The organism is Pantoea sp. UBA5923, assembly GCF_002431095.1.
Lineage (GTDB): Bacteria > Pseudomonadota > Gammaproteobacteria > Enterobacterales > Enterobacteriaceae > Pantoea > Pantoea piersonii.
Genome location: NZ_DJDN01000050.1, coordinates 36,597 through 61,577, shown reverse-complemented (window position 1 = coordinate 61,577; position 24,981 = coordinate 36,597). Strand labels below are relative to the sequence as shown.

The 24,981-nt window shown below is 59.1% G+C and carries 29 protein-coding genes and 1 pseudogene; 11 read left to right on the top strand and 19 right to left on the bottom strand.

Annotated features, from left to right (window positions below):
- Nucleotides 1–917, top strand: a pseudogene (locus B3797_RS12480) (CoA transferase); the annotation flags it as partial.
- Between the two features lie 12 nt (nt 918–929).
- On the opposite strand, the gene B3797_RS12475 reads toward B3797_RS12480, so the two are convergent.
- From B3797_RS12475 to ghrA, 3 genes are read right to left on the bottom strand one after another with little or no spacing between them, the layout of a single operon-like run.
- Nucleotides 930–1,502, bottom strand: coding sequence for a TorD/DmsD family molecular chaperone (locus B3797_RS12475; protein WP_269949135.1), 573 nt, complete (start codon nt 1,500–1,502; stop codon nt 930–932).
- Between the two features lie 23 nt (nt 1,503–1,525).
- Nucleotides 1,526–2,263 carry a phosphatase gene (locus B3797_RS12470; RefSeq protein WP_311791239.1) on the bottom strand — a complete coding sequence of 246 codons (738 nt, stop codon included), beginning with the start codon at nt 2,261–2,263 and terminating at the stop codon, nt 1,526–1,528.
- Nucleotides 2,264–2,316: 53 nt separating this feature from the next.
- Nucleotides 2,317–3,258 (bottom strand): glyoxylate/hydroxypyruvate reductase GhrA, encoded by a 942-nt coding sequence (gene ghrA / locus B3797_RS12465; RefSeq protein WP_311791231.1) that lies wholly within the window; start codon nt 3,256–3,258, stop codon nt 2,317–2,319.
- Nucleotides 3,259–3,459: 201 nt separating this feature from the next.
- On the opposite strand from ghrA, the gene treA reads away from it, so the two are divergent.
- Nucleotides 3,460–5,145, top strand: coding sequence for an alpha,alpha-trehalase TreA (treA, locus tag B3797_RS12460; RefSeq protein WP_311781652.1), 1,686 nt, complete (start codon nt 3,460–3,462; stop codon nt 5,143–5,145).
- 229 nt (nt 5,146–5,374) lie between these two features.
- Here treA and B3797_RS12455 read toward each other — a convergent pair whose 3' ends face one another.
- Nucleotides 5,375–5,623 (bottom strand): GlsB/YeaQ/YmgE family stress response membrane protein, encoded by a 249-nt coding sequence (locus B3797_RS12455; protein WP_120452227.1) that lies wholly within the window; start codon nt 5,621–5,623, stop codon nt 5,375–5,377.
- A 211-nt stretch (nt 5,624–5,834) separates the two neighbouring features.
- Here B3797_RS12455 and B3797_RS12450 point away from each other — a divergent pair, with 211 nt between their 5' ends.
- Nucleotides 5,835–6,569 (top strand): flagellar brake protein, encoded by a 735-nt coding sequence (locus B3797_RS12450; RefSeq protein WP_311781654.1) that lies wholly within the window; start codon nt 5,835–5,837, stop codon nt 6,567–6,569.
- A 95-nt stretch (nt 6,570–6,664) separates the two neighbouring features.
- Complete coding sequence (locus B3797_RS12445) at nt 6,665–7,789, top strand: mechanosensitive ion channel family protein (protein ID WP_311781655.1); 1,125 nt, start codon at nt 6,665–6,667, stop codon at nt 7,787–7,789.
- Between the two features lie 198 nt (nt 7,790–7,987).
- Here the strand turns inward: B3797_RS12445 and B3797_RS12440 are convergent, their stop codons facing one another.
- From B3797_RS12440 to B3797_RS12410, 7 genes are all read right to left on the bottom strand, one after another.
- The gene (locus B3797_RS12440; protein WP_311791230.1) at nt 7,988–9,475 is read right to left on the bottom strand and encodes an FGGY-family carbohydrate kinase; all 1,488 of its coding nucleotides are present in this window, start codon (nt 9,473–9,475) and stop codon (nt 7,988–7,990) included.
- Between the two features lie 2 nt (nt 9,476–9,477).
- Nucleotides 9,478–10,422, bottom strand: a complete 945-nt coding sequence (locus B3797_RS12435) for a transketolase family protein (RefSeq protein WP_311791229.1) — start codon at nt 10,420–10,422, stop codon at nt 9,478–9,480.
- Nucleotides 10,415–11,245 carry a transketolase gene (locus B3797_RS12430; protein ID WP_120452218.1) on the bottom strand — a complete coding sequence of 277 codons (831 nt, stop codon included), beginning with the start codon at nt 11,243–11,245 and terminating at the stop codon, nt 10,415–10,417. Before B3797_RS12430 ends, B3797_RS12435 begins: the two co-directional genes overlap by 8 nt.
- 95 nt (nt 11,246–11,340) lie before the next feature.
- Complete coding sequence (locus tag B3797_RS12425) at nt 11,341–12,447, bottom strand: ABC transporter permease (protein ID WP_120452216.1); 1,107 nt, start codon at nt 12,445–12,447, stop codon at nt 11,341–11,343.
- Between the two features lie 2 nt (nt 12,448–12,449).
- Nucleotides 12,450–13,964, bottom strand: a complete 1,515-nt coding sequence (locus tag B3797_RS12420; RefSeq protein ID WP_126688769.1) for a sugar ABC transporter ATP-binding protein — start codon at nt 13,962–13,964, stop codon at nt 12,450–12,452.
- Nucleotides 13,961–14,569 (bottom strand): DUF2291 family protein, encoded by a 609-nt coding sequence (locus B3797_RS12415; protein WP_311791228.1) that lies wholly within the window; start codon nt 14,567–14,569, stop codon nt 13,961–13,963. Before B3797_RS12415 ends, B3797_RS12420 begins: the two co-directional genes overlap by 4 nt.
- Before the next feature lie 11 nt (nt 14,570–14,580).
- Nucleotides 14,581–15,522, bottom strand: a complete 942-nt coding sequence (locus tag B3797_RS12410) for a D-ribose ABC transporter substrate-binding protein (protein ID WP_311791227.1) — start codon at nt 15,520–15,522, stop codon at nt 14,581–14,583.
- Between the two features lie 183 nt (nt 15,523–15,705).
- On the opposite strand from B3797_RS12410, the gene B3797_RS12405 reads away from it, so the two are divergent.
- Nucleotides 15,706–16,653, top strand: coding sequence for a sugar-binding transcriptional regulator (locus B3797_RS12405; protein WP_126688766.1), 948 nt, complete (start codon nt 15,706–15,708; stop codon nt 16,651–16,653).
- Nucleotides 16,654–16,657: 4 nt separating this feature from the next.
- Here B3797_RS12405 and emtA read toward each other — a convergent pair whose 3' ends face one another.
- The gene (gene emtA / locus B3797_RS12400) at nt 16,658–17,287 is read right to left on the bottom strand and encodes a membrane-bound lytic murein transglycosylase EmtA (protein WP_126688765.1); all 630 of its coding nucleotides are present in this window, start codon (nt 17,285–17,287) and stop codon (nt 16,658–16,660) included.
- Nucleotides 17,288–17,454: 167 nt separating this feature from the next.
- Here emtA and ldcA point away from each other — a divergent pair, with 167 nt between their 5' ends.
- Together ldcA and B3797_RS12390 are read left to right on the top strand one after the other, a co-directional pair.
- On the top strand, nt 17,455–18,381 hold the full coding sequence (gene ldcA / locus B3797_RS12395; RefSeq protein ID WP_311791226.1) for a muramoyltetrapeptide carboxypeptidase: 927 nt from the start codon (nt 17,455–17,457) through the stop codon (nt 18,379–18,381).
- A gap of 22 nt (nt 18,382–18,403) precedes the next feature.
- Nucleotides 18,404–19,066: an MBL fold metallo-hydrolase gene (locus B3797_RS12390; protein WP_311791225.1), complete on the top strand. Its 663-nt coding sequence runs from the start codon at nt 18,404–18,406 to the stop codon at nt 19,064–19,066.
- On the opposite strand, the gene B3797_RS12385 is transcribed toward B3797_RS12390, so the two are convergent.
- The 3 genes from B3797_RS12385 to B3797_RS12375 all read right to left on the bottom strand — a co-directional run bounded on the left by B3797_RS12385 (nt 19,067) and on the right by B3797_RS12375 (nt 20,231).
- Nucleotides 19,067–19,480, bottom strand: a complete 414-nt coding sequence (locus B3797_RS12385) for a GNAT family N-acetyltransferase (protein ID WP_126688763.1) — start codon at nt 19,478–19,480, stop codon at nt 19,067–19,069. It abuts the gene before it with no gap.
- Nucleotides 19,481–19,501: 21 nt separating this feature from the next.
- On the bottom strand, nt 19,502–19,885 hold the full coding sequence (locus tag B3797_RS12380; RefSeq protein WP_311791224.1) for a hypothetical protein: 384 nt from the start codon (nt 19,883–19,885) through the stop codon (nt 19,502–19,504).
- A 121-nt stretch (nt 19,886–20,006) separates the two neighbouring features.
- Nucleotides 20,007–20,231 carry a YgdI/YgdR family lipoprotein gene (locus tag B3797_RS12375; RefSeq protein WP_126688761.1) on the bottom strand — a complete coding sequence of 75 codons (225 nt, stop codon included), beginning with the start codon at nt 20,229–20,231 and terminating at the stop codon, nt 20,007–20,009.
- A 98-nt stretch (nt 20,232–20,329) separates the two neighbouring features.
- Here B3797_RS12375 and B3797_RS12370 point away from each other — a divergent pair, with 98 nt between their 5' ends.
- Complete coding sequence (locus B3797_RS12370) at nt 20,330–20,686, top strand: DUF4186 domain-containing protein (protein ID WP_311791223.1); 357 nt, start codon at nt 20,330–20,332, stop codon at nt 20,684–20,686.
- A gap of 37 nt (nt 20,687–20,723) precedes the next feature.
- Here the strand turns inward: B3797_RS12370 and B3797_RS12365 are convergent, their stop codons facing one another.
- A complete protein-coding gene (locus B3797_RS12365; protein ID WP_311781661.1) occupies nt 20,724–20,903 on the bottom strand; it encodes a hypothetical protein in 180 nt (59 codons plus the stop codon).
- Nucleotides 20,904–21,117: 214 nt separating this feature from the next.
- Here B3797_RS12365 and B3797_RS12360 point away from each other — a divergent pair, with 214 nt between their 5' ends.
- Both B3797_RS12360 and B3797_RS12355 read left to right on the top strand, forming a co-directional pair.
- Nucleotides 21,118–21,447 carry a hypothetical protein gene (locus B3797_RS12360; RefSeq protein WP_126688758.1) on the top strand — a complete coding sequence of 110 codons (330 nt, stop codon included), beginning with the start codon at nt 21,118–21,120 and terminating at the stop codon, nt 21,445–21,447.
- Nucleotides 21,448–21,509: 62 nt separating this feature from the next.
- The gene (locus B3797_RS12355) at nt 21,510–22,073 is read left to right on the top strand and encodes a hypothetical protein (protein WP_311791222.1); all 564 of its coding nucleotides are present in this window, start codon (nt 21,510–21,512) and stop codon (nt 22,071–22,073) included.
- An 82-nt stretch (nt 22,074–22,155) separates the two neighbouring features.
- On the opposite strand, the gene B3797_RS12350 is transcribed toward B3797_RS12355, so the two are convergent.
- Both B3797_RS12350 and B3797_RS12345 read right to left on the bottom strand, forming a co-directional pair.
- Complete coding sequence (locus tag B3797_RS12350) at nt 22,156–22,362, bottom strand: DUF2767 family protein (protein WP_311781663.1); 207 nt, start codon at nt 22,360–22,362, stop codon at nt 22,156–22,158.
- A 141-nt stretch (nt 22,363–22,503) separates the two neighbouring features.
- Nucleotides 22,504–22,938 (bottom strand): nuclear transport factor 2 family protein, encoded by a 435-nt coding sequence (locus B3797_RS12345; protein ID WP_311791221.1) that lies wholly within the window; start codon nt 22,936–22,938, stop codon nt 22,504–22,506.
- A gap of 88 nt (nt 22,939–23,026) precedes the next feature.
- On the opposite strand from B3797_RS12345, the gene B3797_RS12340 reads away from it, so the two are divergent.
- Nucleotides 23,027–23,764: an AraC family transcriptional regulator gene (locus tag B3797_RS12340; protein ID WP_311791220.1), complete on the top strand. Its 738-nt coding sequence runs from the start codon at nt 23,027–23,029 to the stop codon at nt 23,762–23,764.
- Between the two features lie 402 nt (nt 23,765–24,166).
- On the opposite strand, the gene B3797_RS12335 is transcribed toward B3797_RS12340, so the two are convergent.
- Nucleotides 24,167–24,811, bottom strand: coding sequence for a LysE family translocator (locus tag B3797_RS12335; protein WP_311791219.1), 645 nt, complete (start codon nt 24,809–24,811; stop codon nt 24,167–24,169).
- Nucleotides 24,812–24,981: the final 170 nt, after the last annotated feature.

The window sequence follows — 24,981 nt, the reverse complement described above, 5'->3', positions numbered from 1 at the left end:
CGGTTGCGCCATGGCCCGCGCAGATGCGCAGCGAACAGCAGTGGCAACAGCATCCGCAAGGTCAGGCGGTGGGCGAAGAGCCGCTGATCGACTGGCAACGCGGCGTTGCCGCCCCGGCGCGTCGCTGGCCAGTGCCTGCCGCCCGACCGCTGCTCGGCGTGCGCGTTTTAGATCTGACGCGCGTTATCGCCGGGCCGGTCGCGACGCGTTTTCTCGCCAGCCTGGGCGCGGAGGTACTGCGTATCGATCCGCCCGGCTGGCACGAGCCGACGCTGGATGAAGAGATTACCTGCGGCAAACGGCGCGCCGTGGTCGATTTTAAAACGGCGTCGGGCCGCGAGACGCTGCGCGAGCTGCTGGAACAGGCCGATCTGCTGGTGCATGGCTATCGCGCCGACGCGCTGGAGCAGCTGGGGTTTGACGCTGAAACGCGCGCGAAGCTGTCGCCAGGCCTGGTCGATATCGGCCTTAATGCCTGGGGCTGGCGCGGGCCATGGCGCAACCGCCGCGGCTTCGACAGTCTGGTGCAGATGGCGTGCGGCATCGCCGATAGCGGCATGCGCTGGTCAGGACGGGAGACGCCAACGCCGCTGCCGGTTCAGGCGCTGGATCACGCGACGGGCTACCTGATGGCCGCCGCGGCGCTGGAGGGTTTGCGCCAGCGGCGCGCAAGCGGCTATGGCGTTCAGGCGCGACTGTCGCTGGCGCGCACCGCCCTGCTGTTACAGCAGCATCCCAGCCGGGAAGAGAGTCCCTCAGCGGGCATCCTTGCGCATCAGCACGATACGCTGCCGATGGTGGAGCTTACGCCATGGGGAGTGGGTGACCGCCTGCGCGCCGCCGCACGACTGCCCGGCACGCCGCAGCTCTGCGCGACGCCGGGCTGTGCGCCGGGCAGGCATCCGGCGCGCTGGTAAAACCGGGCTGAGTTATTCCTGTTCTTCGCCGTCGTCTCCGGCGGCTTCATTAAGCTCATCCCACATCGCCTGAATAGCCTCGCGGCTCAGCGCCGCCAGCGTGCGGTAGAAAGGCGTGGTGGCGTGCGCCTCGACCTTGCCGAGAAACGCGCCGCACCAGGGCAGCAGATAGCTATCGAACAGGGCAAACTGCGCCTCGCTCTCATCTTCAGCGGACTGATCTTCCAGCCAGGAGGCCGCCAGCATCAGCACGCCGAAATGGTCAGCTGGCGCGTCGCTGAGCGGCATACCGCGCGAGGCGAGAAAAGCGCGCACTTCTGGCTCTGGCTTGCCCTCCGGCCACTGAGAGGCGTAAGGCGGGACGCTACAGTCGGGGCCGACAAACAGCGCATTGTAATCCGCCGCCAGCGCCTGGGGATCGCTGTTTTGCTGCAGACGCTGCAGCAGCTCATCCTGCTCCAGCGGCCATTGTGCGCCAAGTTTGCCCTCGCGCAGCAGCGTAAACAGCGGAACCAGCAGCGGATCCTGCGGCTGACGGTTAAACAGAGAGCCGATTACGCGGCAGAGAATGGAAAACTCGTTCATGCACTATTCCAGAGGTAAAGGGGTTAGAAATCCGCCAGTTCGGCAATCTGCTTGCCGGTGCGCTGCTCAAGGAAATCGAGCAGGCGGCGCGGCGTGACATTTAACACGCGATCTTCAGGAAAATCCACTTCGCGCGTGATGCGCAGACAGTGCTCAAAATTCCCCAGCGTAAAAGCGGTATGGGAATCGGAACCAAAGGCGAGCTTGCCGCCCGCGTCGCGCACCGCTTCGGCGATGGCGCGGCAGTTTGGCTCGCTGCCGGGGCGCGAGGTGGTAAACGAGGAGTTATTGATCTCCAGCGCCACGTTGTAGTGCGCCGCTGCCTCGGCGATAGCGCGGATATCCACCGGAAATTTCGGGTTGCCCGGGTGGCTGATAATATGCGCCACGCCGTTCGCCATGGTGGCGATCATCGCATCGGTGTGATGGCTCTTGTCGCGCGGCGCGTAAACCGGCTCGTGAAATCCGGCGATAATCAGATCCAGCGAACCGAGCATCGGGCCGGAGCAGTCAATCTCGCCCTGCTGGTTTTTAATATTCGCCTCGATACCGCGCAGAATGCCGACGCCGTCAATGACGCGCGGCCAGATTTTCATATTGACGAAGTGCCAGTAGTGCGGCGCGTCGGCCATATCGGGGCCGTGATCGGTAATGGCGAACAGCCGGATGCCGTTGTTTTTCGCCTGCGCGACGTAGTCATGCAGCGTACTGTAAGCATGGGTGCTGGCGACGGTGTGCATGTGTAAATCAACAGGGTACATCATCTTCTCCTTCACGCCGCCCGACCGGGCGGGAAATAAGTTAACCGGAACAATCAGTAGCCGCGCTGGCGATCGACGCAGCCCGACGGCTGGTCGCCCGCCTCAATGGCGCCGATGGCGCGCGTAATGGCGTCCATCGCTTCATCCGTCAGCGTTAATGCCGCAATATGCGGGGTAACGGTGACGCGCGGATGACGCCACAGCGGGTTATCCTGCGGCAGCGGCTCCTGCTGGAATACATCCAGCGCGGCGGCGCGCAGCTGCCCGCTCTCCAGCGCCGCCAGCAGATCTCTCTCCACCACCTGCGCGCCGCGCGCCATATTCAGGAAACAGGCGTGCTGCGGCAGCTGGCTCAGCGTATCGGCGTTGAACAGGTTGAGGGTTTCCGCCGTGGTGGGCAGCAAATTGATAATCACCTGCGCGCCGCGCAGAAAGTCATTGAGCGTCTCGCGTCCGGCAAAGCTCTCTACCCCTGCGATCTGCTTTGGCGAACGGCTCCAGACGCGCAGCGGGAAGCCCCAGGGCTTAAGCGCTTCGATAACGCTTAATCCCAGCACGCCCGCGCCAAGCACGCCGACGCTGAACGCCTCGCGCGCCACCGGCGGCAGAGGTTGCCACTGCGCCTGCTGCTGCTGTCGGCGGTAGTCGTCGAAGCGACGGAACCAGCCGAGCACGCAGCACACCGCATACTCCTGCATCTGTCGCGCCATGCCGCTATCCTCGAGCCGAACCAGCGGCACCGACTGCGGCAGCATGTCAGGGTAGCGCGCCAGCTGAGCGAGAATATCATCCACGCCTGCGCCCATTGCGAACACGCCGCGCAGCCCCTGCCGCGCCGCCAGCAGCTCGCGCGGCGGCTGACGCACAATCGCATAGTCGGCAGGCGCGTCGTCGCCCGGCTGCCAGCGGCGCACGCGCGCCTGCGGCAGACGCCGCTGCATGCCTTCCAGCCAGACTTCACCGTCCTGAGACGGGTGATACCAGATAATATCCATATTGCCCCTCTTTTTTTGCCCTCAGCCTCCGGTAAAAGCGGCGTCAGGGCAAGCAAAAACCGCCTTCTGCCCGCCTGACGCTCACCTGGGCTGCTTCACATTTCCACAGCGTTGCCGCGCCAGGTTGTGAGATTACGACTAAAGTTAGTTGAGTGGTCAATGCGTTACGCGCGGCCGCCTTTCGGACAAGGAGAAAAACCGATGAAAAAAACTGTCGTAACCGCGCCTGCCGGGCGTAAGGGAGTCGCGCCAGTGGTGCTGACTCTGCTGCTGGGTTTGCCTGCGCTGGCAGCGCACGCAGACGATAATTCACGTATGCTCAGCAGCCAGCCGCAGCCACCGGACGTGCGGCTTGGCCCGTTGTTTAACGCGGTGCAGCAGGCTCAGTTCTACCCCGACCAGAAAACATTCGCCGACGCGGTGCCAAAGTTCGACCCTGCGTCAATTCTGGCGGACTGGCAGATGCAGAAGAATCAGCGCAATTTCGACCTTAAGCGTTTCGTCGCCAGCAACTTTACCCTGCCCGCCGCCGGCGAAAAGTATGTGCCGCCCGCCGGACAGAGCCTGCGCGCGCATATTGACGGCCTCTGGCCGGTGCTGACGCGTACCGCTAAAAGCGCCGGGCGTTATGATTCGCTGCTGCCGCTGCCGAAGCCTTACGTCGTGCCAGGCGGTCGCTTCCGCGAGGTTTATTACTGGGACAGCTATTTCACCATGCTCGGTCTGGCGGAGAGCGGCCACTGGGATCGCGTGCAGGATATGATAGATAACTTCGCGTGGGAGCTGGATACCTACGGCCATATTCCCAACGGTAACCGCAGCTACTATCTCAGCCGCTCCCAGCCGCCTTTCTTCAGCCTGATGGTTGACCTGCTGGCGACGCACGAGGGCGACGCGGCCTACAGCAAATATCTGCCGCAGCTACAGAAAGAGTATGACTACTGGATGGCGGACAGCGACAGCGTCGCCGCCGGTCAGGCGAGCAAGCGCGTAATCAAACTGGCGGACGGCACCCTGCTCAACCGCTACTGGGATTCGCGCGACGCGCCGCGTACCGAATCCTGGCTGGATGACGTCAATACCGCGAAGAAAGCGCCGCAGCGCGATAAAGGCGAGCTTTACCGCGATCTGCGCGCCGGTGCGGCCTCCGGCTGGGACTTCAGCTCGCGCTGGTTCAGCGACGCGCATAATATCGCCTCGATTCGCACCACTCAGCTGGCGCCGGTCGACCTTAACAGCCTGATGTTCCATCTGGAGCAGACGCTCGCCAAAGGGTACCGGCTCGACAAGCAGCAGGATAAAGCGAAACACTACGCGGACCTGGCGGAAAAGCGTCAGGCGGCAGTGAATCGCTATCTGTGGGATGACAAACAGGGCTGGTACGCCGACTACAATATCAAGACGCGTCAGGTCAGCCCGCAGCTAACCGCTGCGACGCTCTTCCCGCTCTATATGCAGCTGGCCGGTGACAAGCAGGCCGATCGCACCGCCTCGGCGGTAGAGAAGCAGCTGCTGAAAGCGGGCGGCCTGCTCACCACCACGGTAAACAACGGCCAGCAGTGGGATGCACCTAACGGCTGGGCGCCGCTGCAGTGGGTCGCGGTGGAAGGCCTGGAGCACTACAACAAGCCGCAGCTGGCACAGCAGGTCGGTTTGCGCTTCCTGCAGAACGTGCAGACCACCTATGACAAAGAGCATAAGCTGGTCGAGAAGTATGTGGTTGACGGGCCGAACCTCGGCGGTGGTGGCGGTGGTGAATATCCGCTGCAGGACGGCTTCGGCTGGACTAACGGCGTGACGCTGATGCTGCTCGACAAGTACTGCCCGAAAGATAAAACCTGTAACAGCGTGAAGGATATCCCTCAGGCCGCCACGGCGGCGAAATAACCCGCGCAGGCGAAGGGCGCTCCGGCGCTCTTCCCTTTCCCTTTGCACCCTGCTCTCATTTACCAACCTCTCAAATTAAGGCGGCTAATCTGACCGATCGTCATATTTTGACGCGGGAGACTGCTGGGGAGGAAAGCGCTTGCTGCGGGGACTGGCGGGAACGGTTTTCTGGCAGGAAAAGAAAACGGGACGACTATGTCGTCCCGTTGCAGTTCTTAGGCTACGCGTGTCAGCTACGGACTTTACGGTAGATAAACAGCACGACAATGGCGCCGATTACCGCAACCACAAAGCTGCCGAAGTTAAAGCCGTCTACTCTGCCGAAGCCGAACAGGGTACTGATCCAGCCGCCGACTACCGCACCAATGATCCCCAGGATCACCGTTACGATAAAACCACCGCCATCGCGACCCGGCATGATCCATTTAGCGAGAATACCGGCGATTAAACCAAAGATGATCCATGAAATGATACCCATCGACTACTCCTTCCTTTTTGTTTAGGTTGTGACCGCCTGATTAATCAGGAGAATTACAAAGCTAAGTATAGACAGGAAATTTTCAGCTGCAGAAAAAAGCGATGCAAAAAGTTGACTTAAAAACCTAAAGCTTCCTCAGGGGACGCCGATAACGGTCAGAGAATAAAGGATTAACGAACCGCAAATTTACCCTCTCTTTTGGAGCCAGGAAGTGAAAGAAGCCGATAAAGAACAGTATCTCAAACGTGGCACGCTGGCAGTTTTAGGCGTGATGAAGGATCTGCTACGTTTTCAGACGCCCTTGATGGTCACTTTTTCACGCGGCCAGTTTATCAGCCGTATGCTGGACGCCGACAAAGAACGCATTATCTTCGATCTTGGCAGCAATAATCTCGACAACGAATACATCCTTTCCAGCCACGACGTCAGCATCACCGCTGAAACCCATGGTGCCAGGGTGGAGTTCAGCCTGACCGGGCTGGAGAAAACGCTTTTTGAGGGTCTTCCCGCCTTTAGCGCGCCGCTGCCTGAGCTGCTGTGGCAAATTCAGCGCCGGGAGTTTTTCCGTATCTCCGCCCCGCTGGAGCCGACCTTTTATTGCCACAGCGAGTGGCCCAATGGCAAAAAGGTGCGCTTTCGCCTGCAGGATCTCTCGCTGGGCGGCATCGGCGTGCTGGTGGACGAGGCGCTGCCGGACGGGCTGAACAGCGGCGACAAGTTCAAAAACCTGCGCGTTGAGCTAGGCGAATATGGTCAGTTTGAAGTGGGCGCGCAGCTGCTGCATATCGGCGAGCGCAGCGTGGTAAGCAGCAAAAACGAAACGCGCGTCACGCCGCGCCTCAGCTTCCGCTTTACCGCAATAGAGCCGTTGCAGGAGCGTCAGCTGCAGCAGGTCATCTTCGCCCTTGAGCGCCTGGCGCGCGATAAAGCGAATCGATTCCAGTAATTATTCAGTGATTTGCGCTGCCTCCAGGCGCATCCAGGCTATGCTTCTCCTTGCTCTCTTTTTTAAATCGCCTTCGGGCAAGGAGAAACATCCCCATGGAAAAATGGCTCTCATCCGGCTTTTTTCAGCGTCTTTTTCTTAACGAAACTTTCTGGATCAACAGCGCTATCGTGGTGGCAGGAACGCTGGTGATCTACTGGCTGTTGCGCAGCGCCATCCGTTTTATCTCCAGTCGCATCGCGCGCTACAGCGAACAGCGCCACGTGCGCCTCACCTCGATTCTGGTGGAGATCCTGCGCAGCACCAGCCAGCTGCTGCTGCTGATATTTTCGCTGCTGATCGCCCTGCGCTTTATCGACGTGCCCCCCAGCTGGAACGGGTTTATTTCCCACGGCTGGTTCCTGGCGTTTGCCGTTCAGCTTGCTATGTGGATCGACTGCGGCATCCGGCTGTGGCTGCATAATTTGCTGCGCGATCCGCTGCACGTTCGTAATCCGGTGACCACGGTAATCCTCGGCATTCTGCTGCGCGTAGTGGTCTGGGTGATGATGCTGCTCGCTATTCTGTCGAATATGGGCATCAATATTACCGCACTGGTGGCGAGTCTCGGCGTGGGCGGTATCGCCATCGCGCTGGCGATCCAGACGGTGCTGAGCGACGTTTTCGCCTCGCTGGCGATTGGCTTTGACAAGCCTTTCGAACACGGTGATTTTATCGTGTTCGGCGATATCGCTGGCTCTATCGAGCATATCGGCCTGAAGACCACCCGCCTGCGCAGCCTGAGCGGCGAGCAGATCGTCTGTTCGAATACCATTCTGTTGCAGCAGACGATCCATAACTACAAGCGCATGCAGCAGCGACGCATCCTGTTTCGTTTCGGGCTGAGCTACGGCACGCCTTCCGCGCAGGTGCGAGAAGTCAGCGAGCTGGTGAAGTCGATTATTCAGGGCATTGAGCTGACCCGCTTCGACCGCGCCCACTTTTTCGCTTTTGAGGATTCAAAGCTGACCTTCGAAGTGGTCTATTTCGTGCTCGACGCCGACTACAACAAATATATGGATATTCAGCAGGAGATTAACCTGCAGCTGATGGCGGCGCTGGAGCAGCGCGATATCCGCTTCGCCTTCCCGATCCGTCAGGTAGAGTTCAGCGGCGGCCGGATACCGCCAGTGGAGATGCTACGCGCGGAGAACGACGAGCAGGAAGCGCGTCGGGCCTGATAGCCCAACACCGCGCGGATACCAAAAGGGAAAGGACGTTTCAGCCGAAGAGCAAAGCGTCGTGGGCCAGGGACGGCCCGCGCCGAGGCGCAGGGATGCGTTATGCGGTCTTTGCGATCGGCCGAAACGTCCGTGACCCGGCAGCTGCCTCTGCAGCGGCGCCTCCTCTTTTACACGCCCTGCCTCCCTGGCTAACATTCACGCTGGCTGAAACCGGCAGCGCGCCACCGCCTCAACCCAGCCCTGGTAATTCTCCCGCATCGCCTGCGCCCGTTCGGTACGCGGCTCTACGCGCGTGCCACCCTGCAGCGCCTGCATTTCACTGCCCTGCTGCCACCATCCCAGCACCTTGCCCGCCAGCAGCGCCGCGCCAAGCGCCGAGACCTCCGCCGTCGGCGCGCGCAGCAGCGGGCGTTGCAGCACGTCCGCCTGTAGCTGCATCAGCCAGTCGTTGGCGGTCGCGCTGCCGTCGACGCAGAGCGCCGACAGCCGCTGGCCGCTCGCCTGCTCCATAGCGAAAAAAACGTCGGCGATCTGAAAGGCGATCGACTCCAGCGCCACGCGCGCCAGCACCGCGGGGGTAGCGGCGTCGGTCAGGCCGCATACCATGCCGCGCGCACGAAGATCCCACCAGGGCGCGCCCAGCCCGGAGAGCGCCGGTACAAAATAGATGCCCTGATTGTGAGCGGTGGTTTGCGCCAGCGCGGTCAGCTCGCGCGGGTCCTGTATGCCGAGCATTTTGCCCAGCCAGGCCGCGCCGGAGCCGGTATGGGTGATATTACCTTCGAAGGCGAAGCGCAGCGCGCCGTCGTGCCAGGCCACGGTCGTGCTGAGGCCGTTGTCGGTCAGCAGCGGCGACGCCATCGACATCATCAGAGAGGAGCCGGTGCCATAGGTTGCTTTTACGACCTCCTCGTCGCCGCGGCGCTGCGCCTGCAGCGCCGCATGGGAGTCGCCGATGCGCGACAGGATCGGCGTGCCCGGCACCAGACCGGGTATCACGCTAATCGCTACCGCGCCCTGCTCGCTGGCCGACGGTACAATGGTCGGGAGCGCGGCGCGCGGCAGCTGGAACAGCCGCAGCAGTTCATCGTCCCAGTCATTGCTGTGCAGGCTGTAGAGCTGGGTGCGCGCGGCGTTGGCGTGATCGGTGACGAAGATTTCTCCCGCGCTCAGCTGCCAGCTAAGCCAGCTGTCAACCGTACCGATGCAAAGCTCGCCCGCCGCCGCGCGCGCCGCGCCGTCCGGGATTGCCGCCAGCATGCCGGTGAGCTTGGCCGCCGGAAACATCGGATCCACCGCCAGACCAGTCAGTCCGGTGATGCGCGTGGCGTTGCCCGCGGCGCGCAGATCGCGGCAGAACGCCTCCGAGCGGCGATCCTGCCAGCTCACCAGCGGCGTCAGTGGTTTGCCGTCGCGCCGCTGCCAAATAAGCACCGACTCGCGCTGATTGCTGATCGCTACCGCCGCGACGGGCGCGCCGCCGCACTGCGCCAGACAGTCGGTCACCGCCTGCTGTACCGCCTGCCAGATAGCCAGCGCGTCCTGCTCCGCCAGCCCCGGCTGCGGATGCGCCAGCGTCAGCGGCTGGCTGCCGCGCGCGACCACGCGGCCCAGGCGATTAACGGCGATCGCTTTGGCATTGGTGGTGCCTTCGTCAATCGCCAGAATAAGGGCGTCATCCATGGTCAGGCTCCCGCGCAAATGCGCACTGCACTGTTGACGACGCTCGCGGCATCGATGCCGTGATGCGCCCGCGTTGAGGCGCGATCGCCCGCAATAGCGTACTGGCCGTCAGGAATGCCCAGGCGCAGCAGCGGAATGGCGCAGCCGCCTTCCGCCAGCACCTCAGCCACCAGGCTGCCGACGCCGCCGTTGACGTTGTGTTCTTCCACGCTGATCGCGGCTGGATAGTGATTTAGCAGGTTGCGCAGCTGTTGGGTATCACAAGGTCTGATGGATGGAACGCTGATCACACCCGCCGAGATCCCTTTTTCAGCCAGCAGTTCCGCCGCGCGAACAATCTCATGCACCGTCGAGCCCATCGCCACCAGCGCGATATCCTTGCCTTCGCACAGCTGATCGATCCTGCCCGGTTCGAAGCGGTAGTTTTCATCATGCAGCTGCGGCAGATCTTTGCCGTCGAGACGGATATAGACCGGCCCGACATGTTCGATGGCGTAGTCAATTATCTGGCGGCACTCCAGCGGACAGGAGGGCGCATAGATTTCGATATTGCCGAAGCCGCGCATCACCGCGATATCGTCGATGCTGTGGTGCGTGCTGGCGAGCGGGCCGTAGCTGGCACCGGCGTTCAGACCGAACAGCTTGACGTTGGTGTTGTTGTAGCAGACGTCCACCTTAACCTGCTCGTTGGCGCGCGATACCAGGAACGGCGCGGCATTGCAGGTTACGGCGATCTTGCCGCCCAGCGCCAGACCGGCAGCGGTGCCCACCAGCGTCTGTTCAGCGATGCCGACGTTAACCAGCCGATCGGGAAAGGCTTTGATAAAAGGCGAAATTTTTGCGGTGGAGGTAGAGTCTGCCACCACCGGCACCAGATCCACACCGCGATTCACCGCGTCGATAAAGGCGGTTACCATAACGCTGGCTAAATGTTGTGCATTACTCATCTTTCAGTTCCTCCAGTGCCAGTTCGATCTCTTCGCCTTTCGGCACGCGGTGGTGCCACTCCGCCTTGCTCTGAATAAAGGAGACGCCATAGCCTTTTTCGGTATGCGCCACGATGACCTGCGGCTTGCCGTTCTGCGGCAGACTTTCAATGGTGTTGACCACTTCCGCCATGTCGTTGCCGTTGCACTCCGTCACCTCCAGCCCAAAAGCACGCCATTTTTCCGGCAGCGGATCGGTATTCATAATGTCGCGCGTGGCGCCCGCCAGCTGCAGCTTGTTCTTGTCGTTGATGATGATCAGGTTGTCGAGGCCGTAATGAGCCGCTACCAGCGCTGCTTCCCAGTTGCTGCCCTCCGCCAGCTCGCCGTCGCCGGTTACCACGAAGATGCGCCGTTTGCTGCCATCTTTTTTCGCCGCCAGCGCCAGACCCACCGCGACCGGCAGCCCGTGGCCGAGCGCACCGGTATTCAGCTCCACGCCCGGCGTTTTCTGCCGCACCGGATGGCCCGGCAGGTGCGAATCCGAGTGCTGATAGGTCGGCAGCCAGTCGACGGGAAAATAACCCGCCTCTGCCAGCACGCAGTAGTAACCGCCGACGGCATGACCTTTTGACTGGATATAGATATCGCGCTGCGGATCCTCGACGCGATCCGGCGCGCAGTTAAGAATGCGGAAGTAGAGCGCGGTCAGAATATCAGCCTGCGACAGATCCGCGCCGGTATGGCCGCCCGCCGGGCTGCCCGCGTTAAGCTGGATAATACGGCGGCGTACGGCACGCGCTTTACGCTGCAGTTCGTCGACCGGGAGCTTGAAAGGATTCATACGTCACCTCTGAATTAAAAATCATATACGAATATATATTCATAACGGGTAAAAAAAGGGGGTGCAGCAAAGTAACTCGCCTGCACCGCCACCGATTAACTTTTCGCTTCGCCGCCCTCCTCGATCAGCGCCTTCTGCGCCACCACCGCCGCTTTCTGCTGCATGCGGTTTTGCATCTGGTCGATGATGACGGCGATGATGATGACGATGCCTTTGATCACCATCTGCCAGAATTCGCTGACGCCCATCATGATCAGGCCGTCGGCGAGAAAGCCGATCACAAACGCGCCGACCAGCGTGCCGAGAATGGTGCCGCGTCCACCCGCCAGCGAGGTGCCGCCCAGCACCACCGCCGCAATGGCGTTCATCTCAAACGAGGTGCCGTTAGCGGGGTGGCTGGCGACCAGCTGCGACGACACCACGATGCCCGCTATCGCCGCGCAGAAGCCGGAGAGTGTATAGACCCAGATTTTCACCTGCTTCACTTTGACGCCGGAAAGCTCCGCGGCGCGTTCGTTATCGCCGATAGCATAAACCTGGCGGCCGAACGGCAGACGACGGGCGATATAGGCGATTACCAGCGCCAGCACGATCATCATCCAGATGGCGTAGGGCAGACCGAGCAGCGATCCGGCGCCGATGCGGTCGAAGCCGGTATTGCCGAGCAGCGGGTTGCCCTGTAAGCCGGGAAAGGTTTCGCCGCCCGAGGTCAGCATCGCCGCGCCGCGCAGGATATACATGGTGCCCAGCGTGCAGATAAAGGGCGCGACGTTATAGCGGGTGATAATCCAGCCATTCGCCGCGCCGATCAGGCCGCCCACCAGCAGCACCAGCGGCACTATCACCCAGACGCTGGGGAAGATGGCGATGCCGAACATCGGCAGGACAATCCCTTTGGTGATCAGCCAGCCAGCGATCATGCCGCACAGCCCGAGCGTCGCGCCGATAGAGAGATCGATGCCGGCGGTAATAATGACAAAGGTGATGCCCAGCGCCAGAAAGGCGTTGATCGCGATATGCTTCACCATAATCACCAGGCTGCCGAGCGCGAGAAAGTCCGGTACGGTAATTGCGAAGAAGCCGACAATTAAAAACAGCGCGATAAAGGTGCGCAGCTTCAGCAGCAGCAGAATAATGCTCTCGCGCGAGTTAAACGCTTTCGCCGGTTGTCCTGCCATCGTCATAGCGTTATTGCCTTTCATGCTCAGAACCCCTGTGCGCTTGCTTTTACCAGCGCTGACTCTTCCGCGTCGCCGCGCGGAATATCAGCCGTAAGTTTGCCGCCCGACATCACCAGGATGCGATCGGCCACCGCCATGATCTCTTTCAAATCAGATGTGGAGAACAGCACCGCGATGCCCTGCTCCGACAGCCGCACCATCATGCGAAACACCTCCGCCTTGGCGCCGACGTCGATGCCGCGGCTCGGCTCGTCCAGCAGCAGCAGACGCGGATTAGTCAGCAGCGAGCGTCCGATAACCACCTTCTGCTGATTGCCGCCGCTTAGGGCGCTGATGGCCACCTCCGGCGAGGAGATTTTGATCGCCAGGTTGCCGACGGTGCTGGTCACTGCGGCCTGCTCCTCCTGTTGGGCGATGGCGAAGCGATGCGACAGCCGACGCCACAGGCTGGCGATGGTGAGATTGCTCGCCACCGACGACACCGGAAAAATGCCGGCGCGCTTGCGATCTTCCGGCACCAGGCTCATGCCCATACGGATGCGCTCGGCGGGCGGCAGGCGCGTCGGCACCGGCTTGCTGTCGAGCCAGATTTTGCCGAGATAGTTGCGTTCGCTGCCGAGCAAACACTCGAACAGCTCGGTGCGCCCCGCGCCCATCAGCCCGTAGATGCCGACGATCTCCCCGGCGCGCACGTTAAAGGTGACGTCATCCACCAGCGTGTTGCCGTTGGGGCTGACGCAGGTAATGTGCTCCGCCTCCAGCACCGCTGCGCCAAAGGTGCGCTGGTCCGGCAGAAAGTTGCTCATCGGCTCGCTGCCGAGCATTTCGCGCACGATCCAGGGCACGTCGATATCGCTGACCTGCGCTTCCGCCTGAAAGCGGCCGTCGCGCAGGATGGTGATGACGTCGCCGATCGCCATCAGCTCTTCAAGGCGATGGGAGATATAGATGATGGAGACGCCCTGACGCGTCAGCTCGCGGATGACGCGGAACAGGATCTCCACTTCGGTTTTGCTGAGCGCCGAAGTAGGCTCGTCGAGGATCAGGATGTCGGCGTCTTCCGCCAGCGCCTTCGCGATCTCCACCAGCTGCTGCTGCCCGACCTTGAGATTGCCGACGTGCTCTCTGGGCGAAATCGGCTGATCAAGGCGCGCCATCAGCGCGGCGGCCCGGCGCTCCTGCTCCGCTTCGTTAATGGGGCGGATGCCCCTTTGCAGCTCGCGGCCAAGAAAAATGTTCTCCGCCACCGACAGGTTCTCAAACAAGTTCAGCTCCTGGTGCACCATGCCAATGCCGAGCTTCGCGGCGGCGCGCGTGCTGCTCAGCACCACCTTTTCGCCGTTGAGAAAGAGTTCGCCGCTGGTAGGCTGCTGCACCCCCGCCAGAATTTTCATCAGGGTCGATTTGCCCGCGCCGTTTTCGCCGATAATCACGTTGACCTTGCCGCGCCAGACGCGATAGTCAACGCGATCCAGCGCCAGCGTACCGGGAAACAGCATGGTGATATGGTTTGCCTGCAGGATGATATCGTCGCTCATGGCGTCGCCCCCTGCTTCAGCTCTACCGCCATCACGTCGTTGACCACGCCGTGGCCCATCTCTACAGCCAGCAGCGCCTGCGCCGGTTTGCCTACCCAGCTGGCGTCCACCTTCGGCAGCTGCTGCACCGCGTGGCGGTTAAGCGCCCGGGTCAGCTGCGCGTACTGCACCTGATTGGTGAACTCCTCGAAGCGGAAACCCGCGGCATCGCGCAGCGCGTTGCTGCGGATAACCGGCCCGAGGCTCACTGTTACCGGCTTGCCGTTCAGCGTCAGGGTCAGGGTGCGCTCGCGGCTGTTGCTGTCGTCTACCGCCGTGACCGTACCGCTGGCGCGCACAAACACGCTTTCACTGCCGCCCGCCTTCACCGTTCCGCTTTTGGTTTCCATATCCGCCCAGCTCATGGCGTGCTGCCGGGCGGTGTCGAGCACCCGACTCTGCCAGCTCGCCTCCGCGATCTGCTGCGGCGTCTGATTGCTGTAGCCCGGTTTCGCATGCGGATCTTTCGGCATGATCGGATTGCCGCTGGCGTCGAGATCCACCACGGTACAGCCGCTTACTGCTATCGCCAGGATGACGGCCAGCGTCGCTCTCGTCCGTTTCATGCCGCCTCCGGTTACTTCGCCAGGTTAAAGTTTTTCAGCTTCGACGCGTTGCTGTCGTCAATCAGCACGCAGTCCATCAGCTGCTTCTCTTCTTTCTGCGCTTTGCCGTTTTTCAGGTAGTAGTCCGCCTGCTCTACCGCCATCTGCGCCTGCGCCCAGCCCGGCTGCAGCACCGTAGCCTTGATGTTGCCTTTGTTGATAATGGAGTCGCGGGTGTAGTCGCTGCCGTCGAAGCCCACCACAATAACGTTGGTTTTACCCGCCGCTTTCAGCGCTGCCTCTGCGCCCAGCGCCATGGTGTCGTTGCCGGAGATCACGCCGACGATGTTCGGGTTCTTCTGCAGAATGGTTTCCATGCGGCTGAACGCCTCAGTCTGGCTCCAGTTAGCGCTCTGCTGCGCCACCATCTTCATGTCGCTGTAGTCATCCAGCACGTCGTGATAGCCCTGCGAACGTACGCCGGCGTTGGTGTCGGACTCCTTGCCCAGCAGCTCGACGTAGCTGCCTTTGCCGTTCAGCAGTTTGGCGAACTTCTCTGCGCCGAGCTGCGCGCCCTGATAGTTGTTAGAGACGATCTGCGCCACGGCGATGCCGGTTTTGTTGATTTCGCGGTCGATAAGGAAGGTAGGAATGCCTGCATCTTTGGCTTTCTGCACCGGGCCGACGGTGGCGTCCGCCCCGGCGTTATCAAGGATAATCGCCTTCGCCTTGCGCGCGATGGCGGTTTCGATCAGCTGGTTCTGCTTGTTAACGTCATCGTCGTGCGACGCCACCAGGGTGGTGAAGCCGAGCGCTTTCGCTTTTTCCTGCGCGCCGTCCGCCTCTGCTTTAAAGAAGGGGTTGTCGTGAGAAGGGGTAATGATCGCCAGCAGGCCTTTATCAGCGGCGAGCGCGGCGGTCGAAAGCGCCATCAGTGAAGCCAGTAGGGTAATTTTGACGAGAGGTACGTTCATCGTTTATTCTCCGCTTGAATAAATATTCAATTGCGATTTTATATGCAATATGACTATGCACCCGCCTCTGCCGGGCGCGCAACCCTGAATGTTTAAAAAGCGAAAAAGATCACAAAATGTCCTGCGTTGTGATTTCTCGCATCCTGGTTAACAATACCAGGCCGAAACAGAGAGGAAGGATGAATGGCGAAACAGGATGAGCAACGGCTGATGGTGAAGATTGCCACGCTTTACTACAGCGAAGGGATGAAGCAGTCAGATATCGCGCAGATGCTGAAATTGTCGCAGTCTTTTGTCTCGCGCATTCTCAACCGCAGCGTGAAGGAAGGCGTGGTGAAAATCAGCGTCGTGCCGCCCGCAAATATCTTTCCGGCGCTGGAGAAGGCGATCGAGCAGACCTACGGGCTGCCGCAGGCGATTGTGGTGGACGTGCCGGAAAACGCCTCGCAGCAGCAGATCAAGCAGGCGATCGGTTCGGCGGCGGCGCACTATCTGGAGACGCGGCTGCGCGCCGACGAGCTGATTGGCATCTCCTCCTGGAGCGGCACCATTCGCGCCATGGTGGATGCGCTGCACCCTTTTAACGCCGCCTGCAAAGGGGTGATCCAGCTGCTGGGCGGCGTCGGCGCTAACGGCAACGTGCAGGCGACCATTCTGACGCAGAACCTGGCGGCGCTGCTTAACTGCCCCTCCTGGCTGCTGCCTTCGCAGTCGATCGAGCACTCGGTGCAGGATCGTCAGCGGCTGGCGGCGAATCCTGACGTCGCGGAGGTGCTGGAGAAGTTCGATCAGGTGGATCTGGCTATTGTCGGCATCGGCGATCTGGAGCCGTCGGCGCTGCTACGCAACTCCGGCAACTATTATGATGAGGAGATGCTGCGCACCCTGGCGCAGCGCGGCGCGGTGGGCGATATCTGCCTGCACTACTTCGACGCGCAGGGCGAACCGGTGCTGAGCGCGGAGGAGGATCCGGTGATAGGCATGGAGCTGGCGCAGGTGCGCAAATGTCCGCAGGTGGTCGCGCTGGCGGGCAGCAAGGAAAAAGCGCACGCTATTCGCGGCGCGCTGCGCGGCGGCTACGTTAACGTCTTGATTGTGGATTACCCCACCGCGCGGCTGCTGGTGGAGTAAAGCCTTAAATAGTGCGGTACGCCGTGGTGACTTTCCACAGGTAACGCGGCGCCTGCGCAGCGGGATGCTTGTTCTGGACGTGCTGGTAGAACTCGTCCGGCGACATGGCGTTAATCATGGCGATAGCCCGGTCGCGGTCGCGGGAGAAGGTGCGCAGCAGCGCGCCTGCGCCGTTGGCGTACGAGACGATAGTGGCGTAGCGCAGCGTCAGCGGATTGCGGATGCCGGAGAGCGCCGACTGCTGCAGGATGCGGATATAGGCGGTGCCGATATCGATATTTTTCGCCGGATCGCGCAGTTCAGCATTAGAGGGCTGGCCGCGACGTCCCTGCACGCGATAGACCTCCCTGCCCGCCGTCGAGGCTTTGATCTGCATCAGGCCCACCGCGTTGGAGCGGCTGACGACGCCGGGATTGCCACCCGATTCGACAGTAATAATGGCGCTGATCAGCTTCTCATCAACGCCATAATGACTGGCGGCATCTTCGGTGAACATCGACCAGGCGGCATTGATATTCGAGGGCGGCGCCTGGGTTAACGGCGTGTTTGGCTGCCTGACGACATGTTTTGACGGTTCGCTGGCGCAGCCGGTCAGCAGCAACGCAGAAAGGGCAAGATATCGAAATTTCACCAATTTTTCATCCTGATGCAATAGGGTCGGAGGCTATCATACCTGGCGCGCGCCGCAGCAAAATTACCGTTTATCCTAATTGCATAAAAAACCGTGTCGCGCAGTGACTTCCGTCGCGCTTTTCGTCATCATCGGCCAGATAAATGCCCGCTAACCGCAGGAATAGTCTTATGATTTCGCGTTCTTTTCATCTCGTTTCGCCCTCCGGATATTGTCATAACCAGCCTGCCGCCTGGCGCGGCGTCGAACGGCTGCGCGCGGCGGGCCATCAGGTCAATAACCTTGAGACCATCGGCCGCCGCTTTCAGCGCTTCGCCGGTACCGACGCTGAGCGTCTCGCCGAATTTAACCAGCTGGCGCAGCTTGAGACATTGCCCGACATCGTGCTGGCGGTACGCGGTGGCTACGGCGCCAGCCGCCTGCTGGCGCATATCGATTACGTCGCGCTACAGCGCCGTCTGTTTAATCAGCCGCTGGCCCTGTGCGGCCACAGCGATTTTACCGCTCTGCAGCTGGCGCTGCTGGCGCAGACCGGCCTTATCAGCTTCAGCGCGCCGATGCTGGCCGGTAACTTCGGCGCGGAGGCTTTATCTGAATTTACGCTGGCTCACTTCTGGCAGGCGCTGACTTCGCCTACAGTCAATGTTGGCTGGCGCAGCGAGACGCCGGACAGCGGTGAATGGCAGGGCACGCTGTGGGGCGGCAATCTGGCGATGATCTGCTCGCTGATCGGCACCCCCTGGCTGCCGCAGTTCGACGACGGCATTCTGGTGATCGAGGATGTGAATGAGCACCCGTTCCGCGTCGAGCGCATGCTGATCCAGCTGCAGCAGAGCGGCATTCTGGCGCGGCAACGCGCCATTATTACCGGCAGCTTTACCAGCACCGCGATGAGTGACTATGACAACGGTTTTGATTACGCTGGCGTCTGGCAGTACCTGCGCGACGTGACCGGCCTGCCGGTGATCAGCGATCTGGCCTTTGGTCACGATGCGGATACCGTGACGCTGCCGATCGGCGCGCGCGCGCAGCTGCGCGTGGCGAACCATCAGGCTGAACTACAGGCCACTGGCCATCCCGTTTTACCCGAGCATTAAGCCGTTCTCAGGGAGATCGCCATTGAAGCCGCTGTACGACGATTTGTGGATCTCCACGCCGGAATTTCCGGGGGAAGATACTGTTGATGATTTAATGATGCATGGCTTTATGCTGCGTCATCCGCGCGGCAACCTGCTGATTGGCCGCGTGGAGCATCCGCTCGATCATGAAGTGCTGGCCGACGAAGGCGGCGTAATTCGCCACTATCTGACCCACTGGCACGAAGCCGCGCCCGGCGCTATCGCCATTCAGCAGCGCTTTAACAGCGCCCTTTACTGCCACAGCCGCTCTATCGGCCCCGTCAGCCGGGTGCTGGAGCCGGATGACACCTTTACCCAGCAGGAGACGCACTTCGGCGACTTCCATCTGCTGCCGACGCCGGGTTATACGCCAGGCAGCAGCAGCTTTCTTTACGCCTCGCCGCTGGGCCGCACCTACCTGTTCGTCGGCGCTACCCTGACGCGCGACCACCATCGCTGGGTTACTCTTCTGGCCCCGGACAGTAATCCGCACGAGCTGCAGCAGTCGCTGGAGTTCTACCGCACGCTGCGGCCCGATGTGGTGTTGATGAGCACCACGCGCGGCCACCTCTCGTGGGTCGAAGTCACGCTGCAGAGCTGGCTGGCGGCAATAGACGAGGCGGAACAGCAGCCGCTGGATATGCGCCAGCAGCCGCTGTTTTGATTACAGCGTTTTGCTCAGATAGTGACGCTGATGATGGCGCGGGTAGTTATCCAGGCTGAAACGCAGCGTATAGCCTGACTTTTCATAAAAGGGGCGCGCCTGGAAGCTGGCGGTATCAACCTGCGCATAGCAGCAGCCGCGCCGACGCGCCTCCTCTTCCGCCGCGTTGAGCAGCCTGCTGCCAACGCCCTGCCCGCGCAGTGCCTCACTGACCCACAGCATATCGATGCGCAGCCAGTTGCCGGTGGTCGAGCCGGTCAGCCCCGCCAGCTTTTTGCCATGCTCGTCCGTGACGAAAACGCCGATGGACTTCAATTCGTCGATATTGATAAAACGGCTGTTAAAACTATTCAGACCGAGGCGCACCTCATCCAGATCCTGATGCGTGACCGCATCCGTAACGTTCAGTTGCATAGACTCTCCGGCTAAAGCGGGTTAAGAGTGCGGATGGTCGCGATCGTCATAAGGCTCCAGCGACAGCTGATCGACATCGCGCGTTTCACTGCGGCTACAGGGTATCAGCCGGTCGCTGTCGTGGTAAACGAAGAAGGTCTCTTCGCTCGCGTTGTTGACGATCAGCTGGTCGCCGTTGCGGAAGCGGGTAATGGAAACGTTGTCGCCGACCTCTAAGCGGGTGCGCTGCTGACCAGCGGCAATCTGAAAGTGGTGCTGCGGCCAGGTTAAGGTGCTCAGGCCATATTCGGCGCGGGAGATGGTCATTGTCGGGCGACCGGGACAGGTGATCTGGAACTGGGTTTCGCTCCACGCGGGTGCAATGTAACAGCTCAGCAAGCCGAGGGTGAAAAGAGTGGCTTTCATTTTCAGGCTCCGTCGAAGTTATGCTCTGATTTGGTTATCTATTTTCAGAGTAACACACCAGACGGACGGGAAAAGCGGAACGACCCGCATGGGGCGGGTCGAAGTGTGACAAAAGCTGTCGTTAGTTCCCGACCTGCGACATATCTTTGATGGTGTCGCGATTAATTTGCTGCTCTTTACCGTAGACATCTTTGTAGGTGATCATACCGGTGTCGTCATCCACCTTCGGCTTGCCCTGCGTCACAATGGTGCGGCCGTCGTTGGTATGCAGAATATGGTCATTAGCGCAGCCGGCCAGCAGCAGGCTCAGGCTCAGCGCACCAGTCAGCATCAGCGTTTTTTTCATATATCCTCCCTTGCTGGTTTCGCTTTAGGTTTAGCACAGCATAACGAAAGCGAAACCAGGATAAGGTTTAAAACGCATTGATTCCTAAAGGAGATTCTATGAACCGGGAAGATGCCCTGTTCCAGCGGCTGGCACAGTCGCCGTTTCGCCGCCGCTTCCACCTGGGCGTAAAAGAGCGCGACTACTGTCTGGCGAAAGGACCGGAGGTTATTGACAGGCACGCGGCAGATTTTGTCGCGCAGCGCCTGGCGCAGGCGGAGCCGAAGAACGACGGCAAACAGACGCCGATGCGTGGTCATCCGGTGTTTATCGCTCAGCACGCTACGGCGACCTGCTGTCGTGGCTGTCTGGCGAAGTGGCACAGCATCGCTGCCCATCAACCGCTGACCAGCGAGCAGCAGGCGTGGATTGTCGGCGTGATCCACCGCTGGCTGGTAAAGGAAATGAATTCTTAGAAGCCCGGCGCCGCATCATGCAACCCCGGGCTGAAGTTTATTCCGCCGCAACCTCGGCGGCGATCAGCATTAACGCCAGCGAGGCGTTTTCCTCGTCGTATCCCTGCATAACATCGCGGATCGCAGCAACGCAGGAGACTACCTGCTGCTTCTTTTCCGCTTCAAGCCTCTCGATCGCATGACGAATAATCATTAGACTGGCTTCTTCTTCTTTCATTAAATTTCCCTTAAATCGCCCAACTGGTGCGCAAAGATGGCAAGAATACCTTTAATATGCTACTCAAGTCACCCTCTGGCACGTTTAAAGCTTAACTATTAATCAAAGTGCAAATTGGATGCCGCGCCAGACCTGCTATGATCACAATAGCCGGGACGCAACGCATCAAACATCAGCGCCACGGGATTCCCAGGGATTGAAGCAGGTACAGGATATGTTGCGACTCACCTTTTGCATTTTTATTACGCTACTTGCTGGCTGTGCCTCCGGCCCGAAAGGGGTGGATTGCCCCGGCGAAGTCAGCACCATTTACGGCCAGCCGCTGGGACAGACGCGGGCAACAATTTTTGACCTCGTCAACGCCTTCACCATCAGCCGCGATGGCGTCAAAGTGCAGAGTGGGACACTGCAATCGCTGGATCGTTTCAAATATGTCCCCTCCGCCGTTACGCCGGAAGGCTACTACGCGCAGCGGCTGTCGGATAAGCAGTTCCGCCTGATTAATCCGCACGAAGACACCATGATTACCTGGACGTGCCCTTAGACGTGCGTCCTGCGGCCAGATAGTCTATTGTCATGGCTTGTCAGGCTGCAGGCTCACCTCTTATGGAAAAGCGACTGGATAATAACGGCTATATTGATTTCCCCTTCCCCGCCACGCGCAATGAGGATGGTTCAGTGAACCCCTGCGGCATCGATCTTACGCTGCAAACGGAGCGTATTGATGAGATTGCGGTGCTGGCGCAGTCGGCGAATCTTCGTCGTCTGCTGGAGGAGGTGAATCTGCAGGACGGGCTGTTTATGACGCTAGCCTGCGACTGGCAGCAGCGCGACGATGCGGTGTGCGGATTTATTGATTTCGCCTTTCGCCCTGAATTGCCCGTCACCCAGGATGAGACGCTAACGCTCGATCAGGTTTTTGGACGCTACCTGCGCGAACAGGCAACGCAGCATCGTATGGAGCCGGACGCTTTACTTAACTATGCCCGCTGCGTGCTTGACTGGGGCTGGTCGCCGCTGCGCCAGCGCGCGCGGGAATATGAAAAGGTAACGGTGATGTACTACTGTCAGCAGCGTGACGAGGCGGAGTGGTGCTTTGATCATCTGCGTCATTTTCTGGTGAGCTGGTACCCTGCCAGCCGCCCTGGGCTGCTGGCGCAGCAGGTATAGCCATTGGCGCCGACGCAAACGGCGCTTCCTTGCTCTGTAGACCCGCGTATTTACGCTTGCCCGCTCCAGGCCTCTGTGCTTTTCACAGCTTAACCAGACGAATCGCGTGCTCCAGCATACGCTGCTCATCGCGCTCGCTGTGCGAACGATGCTGACGCGCGCGTTTCAGCAGATCTGAAATATCACCCCGCCGCGTCTCCCGGCCCGACTCAGCCAGCACCACCACTGCATCGCCAATCACCCGGCACACTTCATCGTAGTCATCTTCATTTAATACGTCGCGCTTCATCGCTCCTCCTGTTTCGCCCCGTCGGCCGCTATAAATGAGTATCCAGAAACAGTAGTCAGGATTGACGCAGCCTGCAAACCAGACGCCTGGGGGAAGGCACAGGGGGCTTAAGTTCTGTTATCCGATAGCGCAGCGGCAGCTTTATACTGTCTTGCTCTGGTGAAGTCTGGCAGGTGGAGGCGCTTCTGTTCTGCTGGCAAGATCTCTATCAACAGGATGCCCGCTCAGCATTCTGGTTAGCTCTTCGCAGCGAATAATTTTACCGGACGAGAGGGTAAAACAAGCGAAAACTTCAAACTGGCTGTTGCCATCCTGGCTTTTTTTAACCTCAACAAAGTGATGGGTGAATACCGTATCACCTTCTGCGGCAACGGATTTGATATTAATTATTATCTGGCTTGTCACAAGCTTAAGCGTTTTCATATGACTGAGAAAGTCAGCATATTCCAGCTTATGACCGTCAACTATTTGCTGATAGACGGAAGAAAAATAAGTTTTGATTTTATCTTCATCATGCGCGGGATTACCGACCACTTCCTGTAAAGCATTAATAACTATTTCAATTGAGTTTTTCATCTCACTCTCCTTTTATATAACACTCTACATAAAAGATGAGAGAGAGTAATATCCGTATAATGACATTTTATACGGTTAATCAGCCATTATGATAAAAACAATATCATTCAGATATGGTGCGAAACACGCTACCTCCAGCCATAAACATGCCGCTGGGCAGATATACTGGCTTGATCATGGCATCATGGTGATAGAAACGACGCTTTCTCAATGGACCGTTACGCCGGGTACAGTAGGATGGTTTCCGCCTGGCCTGGAGCATAGCGCCTGGGTTCCGCGAAATGTAACAGGTCATAGCCTGTATATAGATCCACCAGCCTGTATTAACTTTCCCCTTTATGCAGGTATCTATGGGGCCGATGCCTTTACCACAGCCTTGCTGAACAGGTGCCAAAATAGTGGTTCTCATTCCACACCAGGCTACCAGGAGACGCTGCTAAAACTCCTTGGCTATGAAGTGATGCAATGCACAGCGTTACCGCTTGAGTTGAGGCTGCCAACAGACCGGCGCGCGCGTAACGTTGCGAATGAATTACTCAATAATCCAGCATCCCATCTGGATCAAAGCCAGCTGGCCCAGCAATTTGGCCTCAGCGTCAGAAGCCTTAGCCGCTTGTTTAATCAGCAGGCCGGACTGAGTTTTAGTCAGTGGCGGCAGCAGGCAAAAATATTAGCTTCGTTGCAATGGATACTTGCAGGATTGCCAGTATATGAAGTCGCATCTCTGAGCGGTTACAGCAACGTCAGCGCTTATATAGACGTATTCCGTCAGCGTTTTGGGAAAACTCCCGCGCAGTTCCAGCTGGCCTGGCAGCAAACCGGATGACATTAAATGAGCGGGTTTCCTGTGCGTTTCTATCCTGTTATTTCTGGTTAAATGTCTGGGTAACAATTTATCGCCGCATCAGCCAGTCGCGCTGATTTTAACGTTAAAATAAATAGCCGGTCAGGATGCAGGTGTTATGAAAAAGCTCATCGCAACCGGATGGCAAAGTAACTCCGCTGGCCATAAAATAAACGTATGCGACGAATATGACCAATATACTGCTCTGCCGTATAAACGCTGGATTAGCTGATGACAGCCGCAATAAAGCTCAGCCGAGCGCAATGCGCAACGTTTCGACAAGCATCTTCCGCCCACCTGTTTTTTTCCACATAATAAAAACAAGCCTGCTTGTTCACCTTTGCAGGCTTTACTTTTAGCGGTCAGAACTGTGGTGCATGGCTATCAACGGCGAGTCAGAGCTAACCTTATGCCCAGCGCAATAAATGTTGCTCCAACAATTCGGTCTAGCAAATGTTGTAATTTACGGTTACCTGAAACAGCACCTGCTGCGCTTCCCGCTAACAGGGCGAACGTCATATCAGTTAAAAACGCTATCAGTGCATAAGTCAGCCCCAGCAGCAGAAATGATGACGCATGATGTTCGCCTTCAGGCGTGACAAACTGGGGAAAAAAGGAAATAAAGAAAAGTAGAACTTTGGGATTAGTTAGCGTAGTGATGAATCCCTTAGACAGAAGACCGTAAGCGCTTAGCTTTTTATCAATCTCTATTTCAGGGGCATTCTGTTGCTCTTTCCGTTTGAAAGTATCAAACAACATCTTTCCGCCTAAATAGATCAGGTATGCCGCGCCGGTGAACTTAATAACCGTAAACATCACCGGCGAAGCGGTAATCAGGGCCGTCAGCCCCAGCGCGCTGGCAATAGCGTGCGTGCAGCTTCCCAGGGCCACGCCAGACGCCGAGACAATACCGGCGCGGCGGCCGTTAGCTACGCTCTGCCCGATGACATAGGCCATATCAGGGCCGGGAGTAACGGAAAGCAGAAAGACTGACAAGGCAAAGAATCCAAAGTTAGTGATATCCAGCATGGCAACCTCAAATAAGTTCGCAATTGTTTGAATAAATCTAACGGGTTAACGTTTTTATATCTATCCAAAACGATGTGCTCACCCTATTTTACTGCACCCATATTTGCGAAATATTTCTTCTCGCTAACAGCCAAATGACGCAGGAATCCAGGCTGATGTCAGCTGTTCAC